Source organism: Streptomyces lydicus, from assembly GCF_004125265.1.
Classification (GTDB): Bacteria; Actinomycetota; Actinomycetes; order Streptomycetales; family Streptomycetaceae; genus Streptomyces; species Streptomyces lydicus_C.
Genome location: NZ_RDTE01000003.1, coordinates 82,561 through 96,585, shown reverse-complemented (window position 1 = coordinate 96,585; position 14,025 = coordinate 82,561). Strand labels below are relative to the sequence as shown.

General features: G+C 69.2%; 11 protein-coding genes. 7 read left to right on the top strand and 4 right to left on the bottom strand.

The window, feature by feature from the left end:
- Positions 1–10 precede the first annotated feature (10 nt).
- Positions 11–1,021: a beta family protein gene (locus tag D9V36_RS42800; RefSeq protein ID WP_347239694.1), complete on the top strand. Its 1,011-nt coding sequence runs from the start codon at positions 11–13 to the stop codon at positions 1,019–1,021.
- On the opposite strand, the gene D9V36_RS03285 is transcribed toward D9V36_RS42800, so the two are convergent.
- From D9V36_RS03285 to D9V36_RS03275, 3 genes are all read right to left on the bottom strand, one after another.
- Positions 937–1,428, bottom strand: a complete 492-nt coding sequence (locus D9V36_RS03285; protein WP_129292414.1) for a YcxB family protein — start codon at positions 1,426–1,428, stop codon at positions 937–939. The genes D9V36_RS42800 and D9V36_RS03285 overlap by 85 nt on opposite strands.
- A 185-nt stretch (positions 1,429–1,613) precedes the next feature.
- Positions 1,614–2,408 (bottom strand): oxidoreductase, encoded by a 795-nt coding sequence (locus D9V36_RS03280; RefSeq protein WP_129298149.1) that lies wholly within the window; start codon positions 2,406–2,408, stop codon positions 1,614–1,616.
- Positions 2,409–2,554: 146 nt separating this feature from the next.
- The gene (locus D9V36_RS03275) at positions 2,555–3,922 is read right to left on the bottom strand and encodes a dihydrolipoyl dehydrogenase family protein (protein ID WP_129292413.1); all 1,368 of its coding nucleotides are present in this window, start codon (positions 3,920–3,922) and stop codon (positions 2,555–2,557) included.
- Between the two features lie 316 nt (positions 3,923–4,238).
- Here D9V36_RS03275 and D9V36_RS03270 point away from each other — a divergent pair, with 316 nt between their 5' ends.
- The 5 genes from D9V36_RS03270 to D9V36_RS03250 all read left to right on the top strand — a co-directional run bounded on the left by D9V36_RS03270 (position 4,239) and on the right by D9V36_RS03250 (position 8,718).
- Positions 4,239–5,000, top strand: coding sequence for an SDR family oxidoreductase (locus D9V36_RS03270; protein ID WP_129292412.1), 762 nt, complete (start codon positions 4,239–4,241; stop codon positions 4,998–5,000).
- A 346-nt stretch (positions 5,001–5,346) separates the two neighbouring features.
- Positions 5,347–6,429 (top strand): alpha/beta fold hydrolase, encoded by a 1,083-nt coding sequence (locus tag D9V36_RS03265; protein WP_129292411.1) that lies wholly within the window; start codon positions 5,347–5,349, stop codon positions 6,427–6,429.
- A gap of 380 nt (positions 6,430–6,809) precedes the next feature.
- Complete coding sequence (locus tag D9V36_RS03260) at positions 6,810–7,505, top strand: type 1 glutamine amidotransferase domain-containing protein (protein ID WP_129292410.1); 696 nt, start codon at positions 6,810–6,812, stop codon at positions 7,503–7,505.
- A gap of 38 nt (positions 7,506–7,543) precedes the next feature.
- Complete coding sequence (locus D9V36_RS03255; RefSeq protein WP_129292409.1) at positions 7,544–8,260, top strand: SDR family NAD(P)-dependent oxidoreductase; 717 nt, start codon at positions 7,544–7,546, stop codon at positions 8,258–8,260.
- Between the two features lie 53 nt (positions 8,261–8,313).
- Positions 8,314–8,718 carry a nuclear transport factor 2 family protein gene (locus D9V36_RS03250; protein ID WP_129292408.1) on the top strand — a complete coding sequence of 135 codons (405 nt, stop codon included), beginning with the start codon at positions 8,314–8,316 and terminating at the stop codon, positions 8,716–8,718.
- Between the two features lie 86 nt (positions 8,719–8,804).
- On the opposite strand, the gene mdlC is transcribed toward D9V36_RS03250, so the two are convergent.
- Positions 8,805–10,418 carry a benzoylformate decarboxylase gene (gene mdlC, locus D9V36_RS03245; protein WP_129292407.1) on the bottom strand — a complete coding sequence of 538 codons (1,614 nt, stop codon included), beginning with the start codon at positions 10,416–10,418 and terminating at the stop codon, positions 8,805–8,807.
- A 683-nt stretch (positions 10,419–11,101) separates the two neighbouring features.
- Between mdlC and D9V36_RS03240 the strand changes: the two genes are divergently transcribed.
- On the top strand, positions 11,102–14,014 hold the full coding sequence (locus tag D9V36_RS03240; protein WP_129292406.1) for a helix-turn-helix transcriptional regulator: 2,913 nt from the start codon (positions 11,102–11,104) through the stop codon (positions 14,012–14,014).
- Positions 14,015–14,025 lie beyond the last annotated feature (11 nt).

The window sequence follows — 14,025 nt, the reverse complement described above, 5'->3', positions numbered from 1 at the left end:
GGGGGAGCCGGTGGCCTACGTACCTATTCTCAAGGGCAAGGCGGGGGAGTTTCTGGCACTGGGAAACGCGTCGGCGGAGGTGCAGTCCCAGATACGTCCGGTGATGGAAGTCGTGCCCGACTGCGACGTTCGGGATCTCCTGGAGACCTTCTGCGACCGTGCCATGGAAGAAGTTCCGAAGGGAATGGTCCTCACGGTCGACTGCGGAGCCTTGCCGACAGCGCAGGTACTCAAGGGTGATGCGGGCGGTCCGATGGTGCGGGTCGGCGAGTCGTTGAGCTGGCGACAGGTCGCGATGTGCCCGGTTTTCAGAGGTGCTGATACCGACGAGACGCTCGCCGAGGTGCGTTCCGTGATGGCGTGGCACCAGCAGGGCGGTTGCCTGCGTATCTCGTCGGCTCATGACGTACAGGAACTGCGCCCGGACAATGAACGGGTCCGTGAGATGCTCCGAACACTCCATGCGGTGCCGGAGGAAATCGATCTGATCGTTGACGCTGGGCCTGTGCATTCTCGGGACAGAAGGGAGGCACTGGCAGTTGAGGTATTGGAGACGCTCCAATACATCGGCCGGCACGCCGTCCAGTCGGTCGCGGGGATGCCACTGCCTTGGGCGATGTCGACAGAGCCACCACCGCGGCCGTCCAGCAACTGTTTGACCGGGGCGGAGGCGTTGAGCCCGGCGGCCGTGCCGGCCTGGTTGAGTGCGAGCACCAGAGCGCCGGTGGGCGTCGCTACAGCCGCCCGGCGACGTCGGCCGGCAGGTGGTCGCGGACGGCCAGAAGGCGACTTCTGCGAACTGACACTCCCCCCACGGATTATGGACGCGGACGGGGGAAGTGCTGGAATCAAGGCTGTGGGGGTACCAGTCGTCAGGCAGCCTCCGTGTCCCGTCAAACTGGTTCGGGCCATGGATCACGGACCGAACCGTATGCCTTATCGCCAGGAGCGAGGACGGTACCAGCGGATCTTGTGCGGAGGCAGCCGCCGGGCGAAGAATTCGGCGAGCTCGGCCTGCTGAGCATCGTCGAGAGCCCGTTTCGGGATGAAGCTGGACGCCCCGCTGATCTGCCGCACGAACCAGAATCCGGAGCGCTCCCAGGCCTCGCGGTATGCATCCCAGCCGATCTCAGCCTTGCTGACTGCGGTTCGCAGAGTGAACGTCTCCTCGGTGACACGCACCGTCCACGGCTCAGCGAACAGCGCTGCGGATCTGCGAGGCGCGAGGCGGACGACCACCTCCAGGAACACGGGTAAACCCAGACCGACGCAGAAGGGGATCATCGCCGGACGGTCCGACGGCAGGCTGATCAGACCGACCACAACCATCAGCGCGCAGATGATCAACATCCCGCGAATGGTCGGTGAGTTCCGTATCGCTCCGCGGTACTCACGGGTGGTCAGATGAAACGTGGCGGAGATGTCCATGGGGTGAGGAGTTCCTTTCGCGGCCAGTCGGAATCCGCGCCAGAGTACCGGAGGCACCGCCAGCCGCCGCCTGCTCGATGGGCCGTGCTGAGCTACTGCACGCGGCAACCCGATGGCGCCCCCTCCTGCGGCACCCTGGCTCACACAAAAGCCAGAGATCAGCACGGAACAGCCCTTAGCCAGAGTCAGGTGGTCTTGATCTGGCCGCCGTCGATGACGAATTCGGCACCGGTGATGTTGCCGGCGCGCGGGGAGGCCAGGAAGACGGCGAGGTCGGCCACCTCCTGCGGTTCGGTGATACGTCCGGTGGAGATGCCCATCTGCTGGGGTACGACCTGGTCCAGGGCCTCCTGTGCGGTGCCGCCCGCACCGGCCGCGACGGTATCGGCGAAGGCGCCGGGTGCAGTCCAGAACGGGGTGCGTACGGGGCCGGGTGCGATGGCGTTGACGCGGACACCGCGGGGAGCGAACTCCTCCGACAGGGCTTTGGTGAGGTTGCTCAGGGCGGCTTTGGCCGCTGAATAGTCCACCACCATGGGGAACGGCAGCCGGGCGTTGACCGAGCTGATGGTGACGATCGCGCCCTCGCCGTGGGCCAGCAGGTGTGGCAACGACGCACGGCTGGCGCGCACCGCGCTCAGGAAGGTCATGGTGAGCGCGTGCAGCCAGGCCGCGTCATCGACGTCGAGGAAGCCGGCGCGCGGGGTGGTGGCGCCGACGTTGTTGACCAGCACGTCGATCCGGCCATGTCGGTCCACTGCCGCCCGGGCCAGTGTGTCGGCCCCGTCGGCGTCGGCCAGATCCACGGGGTGGAAGGCGACGTCGTACCGCTTGCGCAGGGCTGCCAGCTCAGTCGTTTCGGTGCGGCTGCCCACCACGACGCGCGCGCCCTCACGTCCGAGTGCCTCGGTGACCGCCAGGCCGATACCCTTGCTGCCTCCCGTGACAACGGCGACCTTGTCCGCCAGGTTCAGCTCCACCGGGATCTCCTCCTGCATCACGCTTCCAGCATTGCCCAATGCGCCTGGACGGTCGCATGGGGTGAGTATCGACCCTCGGTTCGAGGCGGCGTCATCGCCACGCGGCCTGCGCTGAGAACTGCCGCCGCCCGTCGTGAACGCCGAGATCATGCTTCGACCGGCCGCCCGGCTCTCTTGGTATCGCGGCTGAGCGCTTTGAGCGCAGCGGCGTAGATCTCCGAGAAACTGGGGAATGGCTGGATCGTGTCGCGCAGTACGTCAAGGGGAATGCGGGCGCGAATCGCCAGCGTGGCCTGCTGCATCCACTCCCCGGCGTCGGGGCCGAGCGCATAGCCGCCGGTCAGCCGTTCACCGTCGCTGAGCAGTGTCAGGAAGCCGTTTGATTCGGCGTAGGAGTGCGTGTAAGCAGCCGTCTTGGCGATCTCCGTCAGCAACGCCGTTCCGCTGAACCGGGCTGCGGTGGTCCCCACGGCCGCCGCTTGCGGATCGGTATAGGTGACGCGTGGGACCGCCTCGAAATGGGCCTCTCGGGGCTCGCCGAGGATGTTCGAGGCAACGACCTCGCCCTGGTACTCGCCGACGTGCGTCAGGGGCCAAATGCCCGTGACGTCGCCGACCGCCCACAAGCGCTCGCCCGCCCGCATGCGCGCATCGACCGGGATCCCCCGGCTGTCCGCAGTGATACCCACGGATTCCAGCCCGATCCCCTCGATACGCGGGCGGCGGCCGGTGGCGACGAGCAGACGATCGCCGCGCAACTCCCATCCGTCCGCCAACCCCAGAACGAATTCCTCGCCGTCGCGGAATGCCTTGGTCGCCGGCGTGCCGAGGACGAAGTCGATGCCGTCGCGGCGCAGGGCAGTGCCGAGCGCTTCGCCCAGGGGCGCGGGCTCGCGTGCGAGGAGGTGTTCAGCGGCTTCCACGAGAACCACCTCGCCGCCGAAGCGACGTACCACCTGTGCCAGCTCGAGCCCGGCCGGCCCACCGCCGAGCACGATCAACCGCCGGGGCACCGCCTTCATACCGGTCGCCTCGCGCGTGCTCCAGACGCCCTCAAGTTCCCGCAGGCCGGGAACCGGCGGCACGATGGGGTCCGCGCCGTTCGCCAGTACGACGTGCTCGGCGGTGTAGCGCACCCCGTCGACATCTACCGCACCAGTGGCTGCCAGGCGGCCGTGCCCCCGTAGCAGCGTGATCCCCCTCTCCGCCAGCCAGCGCTCAGCTCCGGCGTCGGAGTAGTCAGAGACCATGTAGTCACGCCAGGCGAGAGCCGCCTGGACGTCGACCTCGGCGGTTCCCGCCGCCTCACGTGCGCCCTGCACCGCCTCGGCCGGGCGCAGCAGCGACTTCGAGGGAATGCACGCCCAGTAGGAGCATTCGCCGCCGACCAGGTCGCGCTCCACGACCGCGACGCCCAGGCCCCCCTCGGCGAGCGCGCCGGCGGTGTGCTCGCCCGGAGCGCCGCCGCCGAGCACGATCACGTCGAAGTCATTGATCGTGCCGGTGCCACTCATCGCGCCCTCCGTTCGAACTCGGGTGCTGACACCACGGTCGCCCTTTTTGCGCCGGCTCGCACCTGTGCAGCACGGGGCGGACCGGTGGTCTGCGATGCGTCGACACTTGATGATCTCGGCAAGGAGATCGCCTCAGGGGAGCCCCGATCGACCCGGACCTGCCCCTCACCTCATCGGCTTCGACCCCGAGATCCGGCTGACAGGTGATCAACGGCCGCAAGCGCGACGATAGGAGCAGAAACCGATATCCGGAGGCACGAGCGACGGGCGGCGAACCGCCGCCCATCGCGACAGGTTCTGAGCGGGGCGCATCGTCATGACTACCGCAACCAGCGATCCCGGCACCCCTCGTCGGCCCGATCTCGCCGATCAGACCGTCGTGGTGATCGGCGGCAGCGCGGGCATCGGACTCGAAACCGCCCGCCAGGTACGGGAAGGCGGCGGAAGGCTGGTCCTGGCCGGTCGCAACCCCGAACGGCTGGAAGAGGCCGCGGACGAACTGCACCCGCTCAGCACGGCGGCGTTCGATGCGACCGACAACGACGGTCTGCGGCAGTTCTTTCACGATCTGCCCGGGCCGGTCGACCACGTGATGGTAACGGCCGGCAGCCCTTCCTACCGGCCCCTGTCCGGTATGGATCTTGAGGCTGCCCGCCGTGAGTTCGGACAGCGGCTCGCCCTGACCCTCGGTGTCGCCCTCTACAGCCGGGACAAGGTCCGAGCCGGAGGCACGCTGGTGTTCATGGGCGGCACCGGTGGCCGGCGCCCTGGTGTCGGCATGACGGTCGTCTCCGCCCTCACGGCCGCGCTGCCCGCCCTCACCGCCAACCTGGCGCTCGAACTGGCACCAATCCGGGTGAACCTCATCGCCGCCGGCTTCGTCGACACCTCCCTGTCCGCCTCGCTCCTGGGCGATCAGCTCGACGCCCGGCGCGAGGAGCTGCGCGCCACCCTTCCTATCCGACGGGTCGTCGGCCCGGCGGACGTCGCCGCCCTCGCCGTACACCTCATGTGCAACGACGCGCTCACCGGCGGCACATACGACATCGATGGCGGCCAGCAACTCCTTTCCCGCTGATCAACCCGAAAAAGTTCAGGAGTGGCAGGCGAGTCCGGGCGCCGCCGGCCCTGTTCCAGCCCAAGTCGGACGAGCCTGCGGGCGCCGGGCATGGGGAGCAGAGGGCGGCCGGGACGGGAGCCTGCCGCCTGACGGCCGGACGCTCCGTTGCCTTCGGCCCGTGTCGCGGAATGCCCAACGCCAGGTGTCATCCACGGACGCCGTTCGCAGGCACGCAGCCTTCGGCCGATGGCCTGGCATTCCTGCGATCGGCGAGGTGACGGGTGCCGGAGCGGGCAGGGATTTCGCGCATTCGTCAAGGGCGGCTCCGGGTGCCCGGCGGCCACGGCTTCACGGGAGGTGTCAGATGATCAGCAGGCGAACCTTCGGAAGGGCCCTCGGTACGGGAGCGGCCGTGGCTTCGGCGGCCGGCCTTTCCTGGGCGTGCTCAAAGGTCGTGCCCCATGACGACAATCAGTTTCCGCCGACGATCGGCCAGGGAAGAAAAGAGCCGGGAAAGGAATCTCCTTTCGGCTCATTGAAACAGGTCAGGGCAGGCGTTCTGAATGTCGGATATGCTGAAGCCGGCCCGGCCCGCGGCCCCGTGGTCATTCTGCTGCACGGCTGGCCCTACGACATTCACAGCTATGCCGCTGTCGCGCCTTTGCTGGCGGCGCAGGGCTACCGCGTCATCGTCCCGTATCTGCGCGGCCACGGAACGACGCGTTTTCTTTCGAACAAGACGTTCCGGAACGCACAGCAGTCGGTATTCGCTCTCGATATCATCGCGATGCTGGACGCCTTGCGGATCGACAAGGCGATCTTCGCCGGCTACGACTGGGGAGCGCGAACCGCGGACATCATCGCGGCACTCTGGCCGGAGCGGGTCAAGGGCTTGGTCTCCGTGACCGGCTATTTGATCACGAACCGTGAAGCCAATAAGAAGCCGTTGCCGCCGAAAGCAGAGTGGGCGTGGTGGTATCAGTTCTACTTCGCCACGGAACGAGGCCGGCTAGGCCTGGAGCGGAACCGGCATGACCTGGCGAAATTGATCTGGAAGTTCAACTCCCCGACCTGGAATTTTGATGCTGCCACATTCGACCGGACCGCGGCAGCATTCAGCAATCCCGATTACGTCAGCATCGTGATCCACAATTATCGCTGGCGGCTGAGCCTGGCCAAGGGCGACCCACAGTACGACGGCCTCGAAAATCGACTGGCCAAAGCCCCTGTCATCACCGTGCCCACGATTGCGCTTGACGGCGAGACCGATCCCTTCACGCCTGCGGGCGGCGGCTCGTCCTATCGAGACAAGTTCACCGGCCGATACGCGCACCGCACTCTGAAAGGCATCGGCCACAACGTGCCACAGGAAGCCCCGGCAGCATTCGCGCAGGCCGTGGTGGACGTCGACAATTTCGGCGCACCCGAGCGGAAGCCCGCCAAGTGACACACCGTCCCCCGGAGGACGCGGGCGCACCGGCCGGGAGACGGATGGGCCCAGGGCTGCACGGCCCCCGGGGTCATACCGCTGCTCCGCTCGCCGCCCCGGGCCTGGCGGCGGGGCAGGGGCGCAGAGGATGAAGCGGAGGGGAGAGGGCGCTCATCGGGCGCTCATCCTGTTGGCAGGGTGAGAAGTGGTCGAGGCGGTGGTGTCCAGGATCTCGTGCAGCGAGGTGAAGTCGATCCCGCGCTCGCGCAGAAATACGCCGAAGCGGCGAATCGTCGCATATACGCCTAGAGTGGCAGGCGAGGGAGGGTTGTTGGCGGCGAGTGGTGTCACTGGTCGTCCCGCGAACGCGTATGCGCGTGCGAGAGGGGATCTTTGCCATGGCCCAGGTGCTTTTCATCGTGAGCGGTGCCAGCTACTGGGTGCTGAAGGACGGCACGAGGCATGCGACGGGCTACTGGGCCGAGGAGTTCGCGAACCCGTACAAGATCTTGACGGACGCCGGTCACGAGGTCGTCGTCGCGACCCCGAACGGCGTGATCCCGACCGTCGACATGATGAGCCTGCGCCCCGAGTTGGTCGGCGGAAACGACAGCGCCCTGGAACTGGAGGCCGTGATCCGTTCCGCGGAGGTGATGCGCCGGCCGCTGCGGCTGTCGGACGTCCGCCTCGAGGACTACGACGCGGTGTACCTGCCAGGCGGTCACGGTCCCATGTCGGACCTGGCCTGGGACGCCGATGCCGGACGGCTGCTGACGCGGCAGCTGACCTCGGGCAGCCCGCTGTTCATCGTCTGTCACGCCCCCGCCTCGATGCTGGCGACCAGAGTCCACGGCGATTCGCCGTTCAAGGGCTTCAACGTCACATGCTTCACCAATGAGGAGGAGGAGGGCGTCGGGCTGGCCTCCAGGGCGCCATGGCTGTTGGAGACCGATGTGCAGGAGAAGGTCGGGGTCAACTTCAGCCGCGGCCCGATGTGGGAGCCGTACATGGTCGAGGACCGCAACCTGGTCACCGGGCAGAACCCGGCCTCGGCCGCGGTCCTGGGCAACCGAATGCTGGAAATCCTCGAGTGAAACCGTCCCGGAGCGATCCGGCCCAGGCGCGTGCCCGCATGCACAAGCCGGGTCCGAAGGTCGCGATCATCACCGGTGCCGACGGGGGCATCGGCTCGGCCATCGTCACCGCCTACCGCGGCCTCGGGTACGCGGTCGTGGCCACCAGCCGCTCCATGCCGGATTCCGATGATCCGCAGGTGCTCGCCTGCTGCGGCGATCTGACGGAGTCCGGTGTCGGCGAGCGGATCACAGGTGCGGCGATGGACAGGTTCGGTCGGATCGACACCGTGGTCAACAGTGCCGGTGTCTACATCGGCAAGCCGTTCACCGACTACACGGACAAGGACTTCGACCTGATCGTCGGAGTGAACCTGCGCGGCTTCTTCAACGTCTCGCGCAGTGCCATCGGCGCGATGCTCTCCCGCGACGAGGGCGGCGGTCACCTCGTGAACATTTCGACCTCCTTGGTCGACCAGCCGAATTCACAGGTGCCCTGCGCGCTCGCGTCGCTGACCAAGGGCGGGCTGAACGCGGTCACGAAGGAGTTGGCGATCGAATTCGCGGGGCACGGCATCCGCGTGAACACCGTCTCGCTCGGCGTCGTCCACACGCCGATGAATCCGGAGGTGACGCCCGAACTCGTGGCCCGCCATCCACTCGGGCGGATGGAAGAGGTCGACGACGTCGTCCAGGCCATCCTGTACCTGGAGCAGGCGTCCTTCGTCACCGGCGAGGTCCTGCATGTGGACGGCGGCCAGAGCGCCGGCCGCTGAAGGGAATACGCACGCCCCGGCGCGCTTCGGCCGCGTGCGGAAGGGACAATGCGATGGATCCTGACGTCCGCACCAGGGCCGCGATCGAGGAACACTGGCGGGCATCGGAACATGGAGACACCGAAGCCGAGCACGCCATCTACGCCGCGGACGCGATCCTCGACTATCCCCAGTCAGGTGAACGATTCCGGGGCCGCACGACGATCTCGGCGCAACGTGGCGGGCACCCCGCCGGCCGGCATTTCACCGTCCACCGGATTGTCGGCGGCGGGGACCTGTGGGTCAGCGAGTGCGTCATCACCTACGACGGAGTGCCCAGCCGCTCGGTGAGCATCATGGAATTCGCCCATGGGCATGTCGTGCACGAGACGCAGTACTTCGCGGACGCCTTCGGCGCCCCCGGATGGCGGACAGCGCTCGCGGAGCCGATGCCGGGCAGGAACATCGCCAGGGCCTGATGCACCGGATGCAGGGACAGCTCGTCACCGTGGACGCCATGCACCCGGTACGGAGCACCTGCGTGGCCCCGGCGGGCGGGCTCAGGTCACCGTGGGGCGACCTTCTTGGCCTTGTTCGTCCGGACGTTGATGAGGGTCGGGCGTTCCCGGTCGGCGACTCCGGCGCGGAGCATCTCGGCGACCTGGTCGGTGTCGGTGGCTTCGTGGGCGTCGATGCCGTAACTCGCGGCGGTGGCCACGATGTTGAGCCCGGGCAGGTCCAGTCCGGGGACGCCGGTGGTGCTCTCGATGTCGGCGAACTGCTTGAGGACGCCGTATTCCTCGTTGGAGGAGACGACGATCGTCAGGGGGATCTTGTAGCGGGCCGCGGTCCACAGGGACGTGATCGCGTAGTGCATCGACCCGTCGCCCATGAGGGCGAGCACCGGGCGGTCCGGGGCGGCGAGTTGGGCGCCGACAGCGGCGGGCAGCCCGAATCCGAGGCCCCCGCCGACCGCGGACATGTGGGAAAGGGAAGCGCCGGGCCGTACGAATGACGTGATCGGGATTTCGTTGGAACCGGCCTCGGTCACGAACAGGGCATCCGCCGGGGCGGCGTGGCCGACGGCCGTCCACAGGTCCGCTGCCTGCATCGGGGCTTCGGCCCGTTCCGGATGCGGTACGCCGGGGCGGGCCTGGGGGGCGGTGCGCGACGATTCGGAGGTCTCGGCCAGCACGGCTTCCACCGCGGCCCGGACGTCCGCCACGTAGGCGTCGCCGACGGGTGCGCGGGCGGCTTCGTCCGGGTCGCTCGTGATGTGGACGAGGGAGGTGCCCTCGGGCAGATACGGGCCGGGGATGTAGGGGTAGTAGCGGAAGACCGGGCCGCCCAGGGCCACGACGAGGTCGTGGCCCTTCAGCTCTTCGGAGATCCAGCCGGCGCCGGGCGGGAGCAGGCCCTGGTACAGAGGGTGGTTCTCCGGGAACCCGGACAGGCCCGGGAGCGGCGCCGTCCACACGGCGGCCTTGCTGCGTTCGGCCAGCTTCACGAACGGGTCCCAGGCCCCGGCGTGCTCCAGGTCGCCGTGGACGACGAAAGCGGGTGACTTCGCGGCGGAGAGCTGACCGGCGATTTTCTTCGCCAGGTCTTTTCGGAACCCTCCGGCGTGGGTGATCTCGCGGTTCCGGATTACCTCGATCTCCGCGACTTGAGTGTCGTTGAGTTCATAGTGCATGTCGTCCATCGGTACGGAGACGAAGACCGGTCCGGTGGGCGGGGACATCGCGACGTGGATGGCGCGGGCGAGGACCGCGGGTACCTCGCTCGCGAGGGCTGGCTCGGCGGACCATTTGACAAACGGACGCGGGACCAGGACGGCGTCCTCGTTGGTCAGGAGGCATTTCTGATTCTGCATGACACGACGCTGGTTGCCTGCGATGACAATGAGCGGCGTCTTGTTCAGGTAGGCGTTGTACAGGGCGCCCACGGCGTTGCCGAGGCCGGGCGCGGTGTGCACCATCACCAGCGCGGGACGTCCCGTGACCTGCGAAAAACCGTCGGCCATGCCGACCGGCACCATTTCCTGCAAACCCAGGAGATAGCGGAAGTCGCTGGGGAATTCCTCCAGCAGGGTCAGTTCGGAGGAGCCCGGGTTGCCGAACCATGTGTTCAGCTCGTGCTTCCTGAGCAGATCGATGGTGGCTTCACGGACACTCGCCACAGCAAGCCCCTTCGTCGCGCAATTGCGTCATCGTTCCCATGAACTTCGTCGAGGCACGGAGTTCCGGATCCGGCCGCCGGTCTGAATGCAGAACCGGTGGGGGCATTGATGCAGCCCTTGGTCGCGAATTTAGCAGCGTGAGAGAGAAACCCGGCGTACCGCTCGCGTGTTATCGGTACGTGGGTGACCGGGAAGCGTCGGCGTGGTGGCTCGCCAGGGCCCGAGCGGGCCCACCCATGAGCCTTGCGCGGCGAGTGTGACCTTCCGCCCGGCCCGTGTGGCCTCTCGGATCCGGTTGCGGCCTCAAGGTGGCGGTGACGCGCCCCGTCCCCGTCCGGAGTGCTGTGCGACACGATCCAGCCGTTCGCCGGCTCTTCGGAGTGCGCACCCGGTGACCTCGATGAAAACGATGGAGAGGGAGGTGACAAGCATCGCCGCCGGAGACGATACGGGGACTCATGGGCGCGGCGCTGTAAAAAACGCTCCCAAGCGGTGGTTCGCGCTCGCCGACCCCTGCGCGCCGAGTCGTCTACTGCCTGCCTGCGCCACGACATCCTGCCATAAAGAGTCCCTTTCAAGTCGAATGCCCAAATACGCACTTCCTGCGGGTTCTCTGCCCGGTGAACTGACCGTCGGCACTGTAGGTGGAGCGTTGCACGACGGTCGGCGATCGGGAGGGGCTCATGGCGCTCGGGGAGATCGGCCGCAGGAACGAGACAGCGCGGCTCCGGGCCGTGCTCGAACGATCCCGCCGGGACCGCTGCCCCGTCGTGGCGGTAGTCCGTGGCGAGCCGGGAGCGGGGAAGTCGACCCTGCTCGAGGCCTTCGGGGCGGACGCGTCCGCGGCGGGGTTCCGCGTCGCCGTGGTGCGCGGGACGGGGGCGGAGGACCGTCCGTACTCGACAGTCAACCGGCTCATCGCCCAACTGCGCCCCGACGACCGGAAATCAGTGGAAGTGCGGCACCGGACACCGCCCGGCGTTGGTCCCGGGGGGCTGACCGCCGCGGTGCCGATGGAACGGGACGCCCCGGTCGCCCTGTGCGTGGACGATATGGCCCAGGTCGACAGCTGGTCACTGCGCTGGTTGTCGGAGCTGTCCCGGACGGTGCCGACCGCGCCGCTGGCGATCGTGCTCACGGTCCGCATCTGCGGCGCCGGGGCCGAGGCCGTTTCCAGCCCCTGGCACGGCACCCCGGACAAGCCCGGTGCCGTGCTCCTCGCCGCTGCCGAGCCCATCGACCTGCCGGGGCTGCTCACGCATGACCTGTCCGAAGCCGCCGCGGCACGATGCCGCGTCCGCCTCGACACACGAACCGCGCCGGTGTGCGGCGAGCTCACCGGCGGCAATCCCGCGCTCCTGCAGGCGCTGCTGGCGCCGCACGCCGGCAGCGCGCCTACGGCTGACGCGTTGCGCGCCACCGCCGCGTCGGGCGTCCTGGCAGGCGCCGATCGGTGGCTGGCGCCGCTGAGCACCCCCGCACTGGCCCTCGCGCAGGCGGTCGCGGTGCTCGGCGGGGGCGCCGAGGTCGTGGAGAGTGCCGAGCTGGCCCGCCTGACGGTCGAAGAGGCGCTCGGTGCCGTCGACCAGCTCGTCGACGCCTGTCTCCTCGCCAACCGCACCCCGCTCGCCTTTCGTCACCCCCTTCTCGAAAGCATGGTGCTCGGCCGTATCGCCGCCGGCACACGGGCCGCCCTGCACCTGCGGGCGGCGGCCCTGCTGCGCGACCGGCAGGCCGCCACGACGACCGTCGCCCACCACCTGGTCGCCGCCGGCCTCGTGGGGCAGGAGTGGGCGATGCGCTGTCTGCGGCGGGCCGCCCGCCAACTGGAGCAGGAGGGCAGGCCCCAGGACGCGGCCCGCTGCCTGCGCGCAGCGCTCCGCGAACCACTGCGCCCCCATCAGAAGTCGGCCGTGCGCAGGGAACTCGCCGAGCTGGACGCTTTTGTCGACCCGGAGCGCGCCGTACGCCTCCTGGACACAGCCCGCTGCGAGTCCCAGGACCCCGGCGTCGTACTCGAATACGCGCTGGCGCTGGCCGCGGTACTGGCCGAGTGCGGCCGGGCCGAGGAAGCCGTCACCGTGCTCGACGACGCCGCGGCCCGCCTCGGGCGGGCATCGGGGGACGGCTCCTGGCAGCTGCGGTTGCGCCTGCACAAGGCGTTCACCTGCAGGCGTGGTCCGCTGTGGCTGGCGCAGGCGGCGGATCCGCCCGGGAACCTGACCCGCCGGACCCCGCAGCGGGGGAGCGTGGGCCGGGAACTCGCGGCGCTGTGCGCGGTACAGGAAGCCGATGCCGGGGCCGACCGGGGGGCGGCCGTACGGCACGCCCGGCAGGGGCTGCCCCGGGGCGCGGGGCGTGGCTCGGCCACCCTGCTGTGGCACACCTGCGGCGTACTGGTGGCGGCCGGTGAAGTAGCCGAAGCGTGGACGCACTGCGGACGCGGCCGGCAGGTCGCCGGCGCCCGCCCCGGCCGCTGGGGCCACATCAAGGTCGAGCTGCTGCGTGCGACGGTCCTGCGGGCCCGGGGGGACCTCCACGCCGCCGACGCCGCCCTGACCCCTCTGGCCGACCGCCTGCTCGCCTTCGCGGCGACGGGTCACCCCTCGGCGGTGACCGGAGTGGCCGCCCTGGCCGAGGTGCGGGTCCTGAAGGGCATGACCGAATCGGCCCGTTCCCTGTTGGCGGAGAGCGGCCTGGACCGGGACCCGCTGCCGTGGCGGCGGGACTCCGCGTACGCCCTGGCCGCGCGAGCGGCGGTCCACGCGAGCGACGACCCGGCTCGTGCCCTGGAGGACCTGCTCGCGGCAGGCCGCCTCCTGGAGGAGGCGGGGGTGCGGAACCCGGCGGTGCTGCCCTGGCGCTCCCGCGCCGCTCGGCTCCTGTCGGCGCGGGGGAAACGCGAGGAAGCTGCCGAACTCGCAGGCGCCGAAGTGCACGACGCCCGCCGCTGGGGCACGCCGGAGTCCATCGGCACCGCCTTGCACGCACTGGCCCTCACCGAGAACGGAGAGCGGCGCATCGACCTGCTCACGGACGCGGCCGGGTTGCTCGCGCGGTCCCCGGACCGCCTGCACCGCGCCTTCGTACAAGCGGAGTTGGGAGCCGGACTGGCCGGGCTGGGGCGGGGAGAGGCGGCTTGTGCCGCGTTGCTGTCGGCCTGCCGGCTCGCCCGCGCGTGCGGCGCGGAGCCGCTGGCCCGGCACGTCCAGGGCGTCTGGGAGTCGCTCCGGGGGACGGACCGGGGACCTCTGGAGCTCTCCGGGACAGCCATGTCCACGGCCGCCCCCGATCCTGCGAGCGTGCGGGAGCCGTCCGTATCCCCGGCGTACGCCGTTCACGCCTCCCCGCAGCCCGACGCGCAGCCCCGGCAACCCGGCCCGCAGCCCCCGCAGCCCGCCTCTCCGCTCTTGGACCGCCTGACGCCGCAGGAACGGAAGATCCTCCACCTCGCCAAGGAAGGACACTCCAACCGCGACATCGCGGGCCGGCTGTTCGTCGCCGTACGCACCGTCGAGTTCCACCTGTCCGGTGCGTACCGCAAACTGGGCATCACCGGTCGCCGGCAGCTCGCCCAGGTCTTCAGCGGCGGCTGACGCCGGGACCG

Bases quoted from the DNA above. Each gene is read 5' to 3' on its own strand.
- D9V36_RS03285 (WP_129292414.1), bottom strand. From the start codon at position 1,428: ATGGACATCTCCGCCACGTTTCATCTGACCACCCGTGAGTACCGCGGA.
- D9V36_RS03255 (WP_129292409.1), top strand. From the start codon at position 7,544: ATGCACAAGCCGGGTCCGAAGGTCGCGATCATCACCGGTGCCGACGGG.
- D9V36_RS03275 (WP_129292413.1), bottom strand. From the start codon at position 3,922: ATGAGTGGCACCGGCACGATCAATGACTTCGACGTGATCGTGCTCGGC.
- D9V36_RS03265 (WP_129292411.1), top strand. From the start codon at position 5,347: ATGATCAGCAGGCGAACCTTCGGAAGGGCCCTCGGTACGGGAGCGGCC.
- D9V36_RS03270 (WP_129292412.1), top strand. From the start codon at position 4,239: ATGACTACCGCAACCAGCGATCCCGGCACCCCTCGTCGGCCCGATCTC.
- D9V36_RS03260 (WP_129292410.1), top strand. From the start codon at position 6,810: ATGGCCCAGGTGCTTTTCATCGTGAGCGGTGCCAGCTACTGGGTGCTG.
- D9V36_RS03250 (WP_129292408.1), top strand. From the start codon at position 8,314: ATGGATCCTGACGTCCGCACCAGGGCCGCGATCGAGGAACACTGGCGG.
- D9V36_RS03240 (WP_129292406.1), top strand. From the start codon at position 11,102: ATGGCGCTCGGGGAGATCGGCCGCAGGAACGAGACAGCGCGGCTCCGG.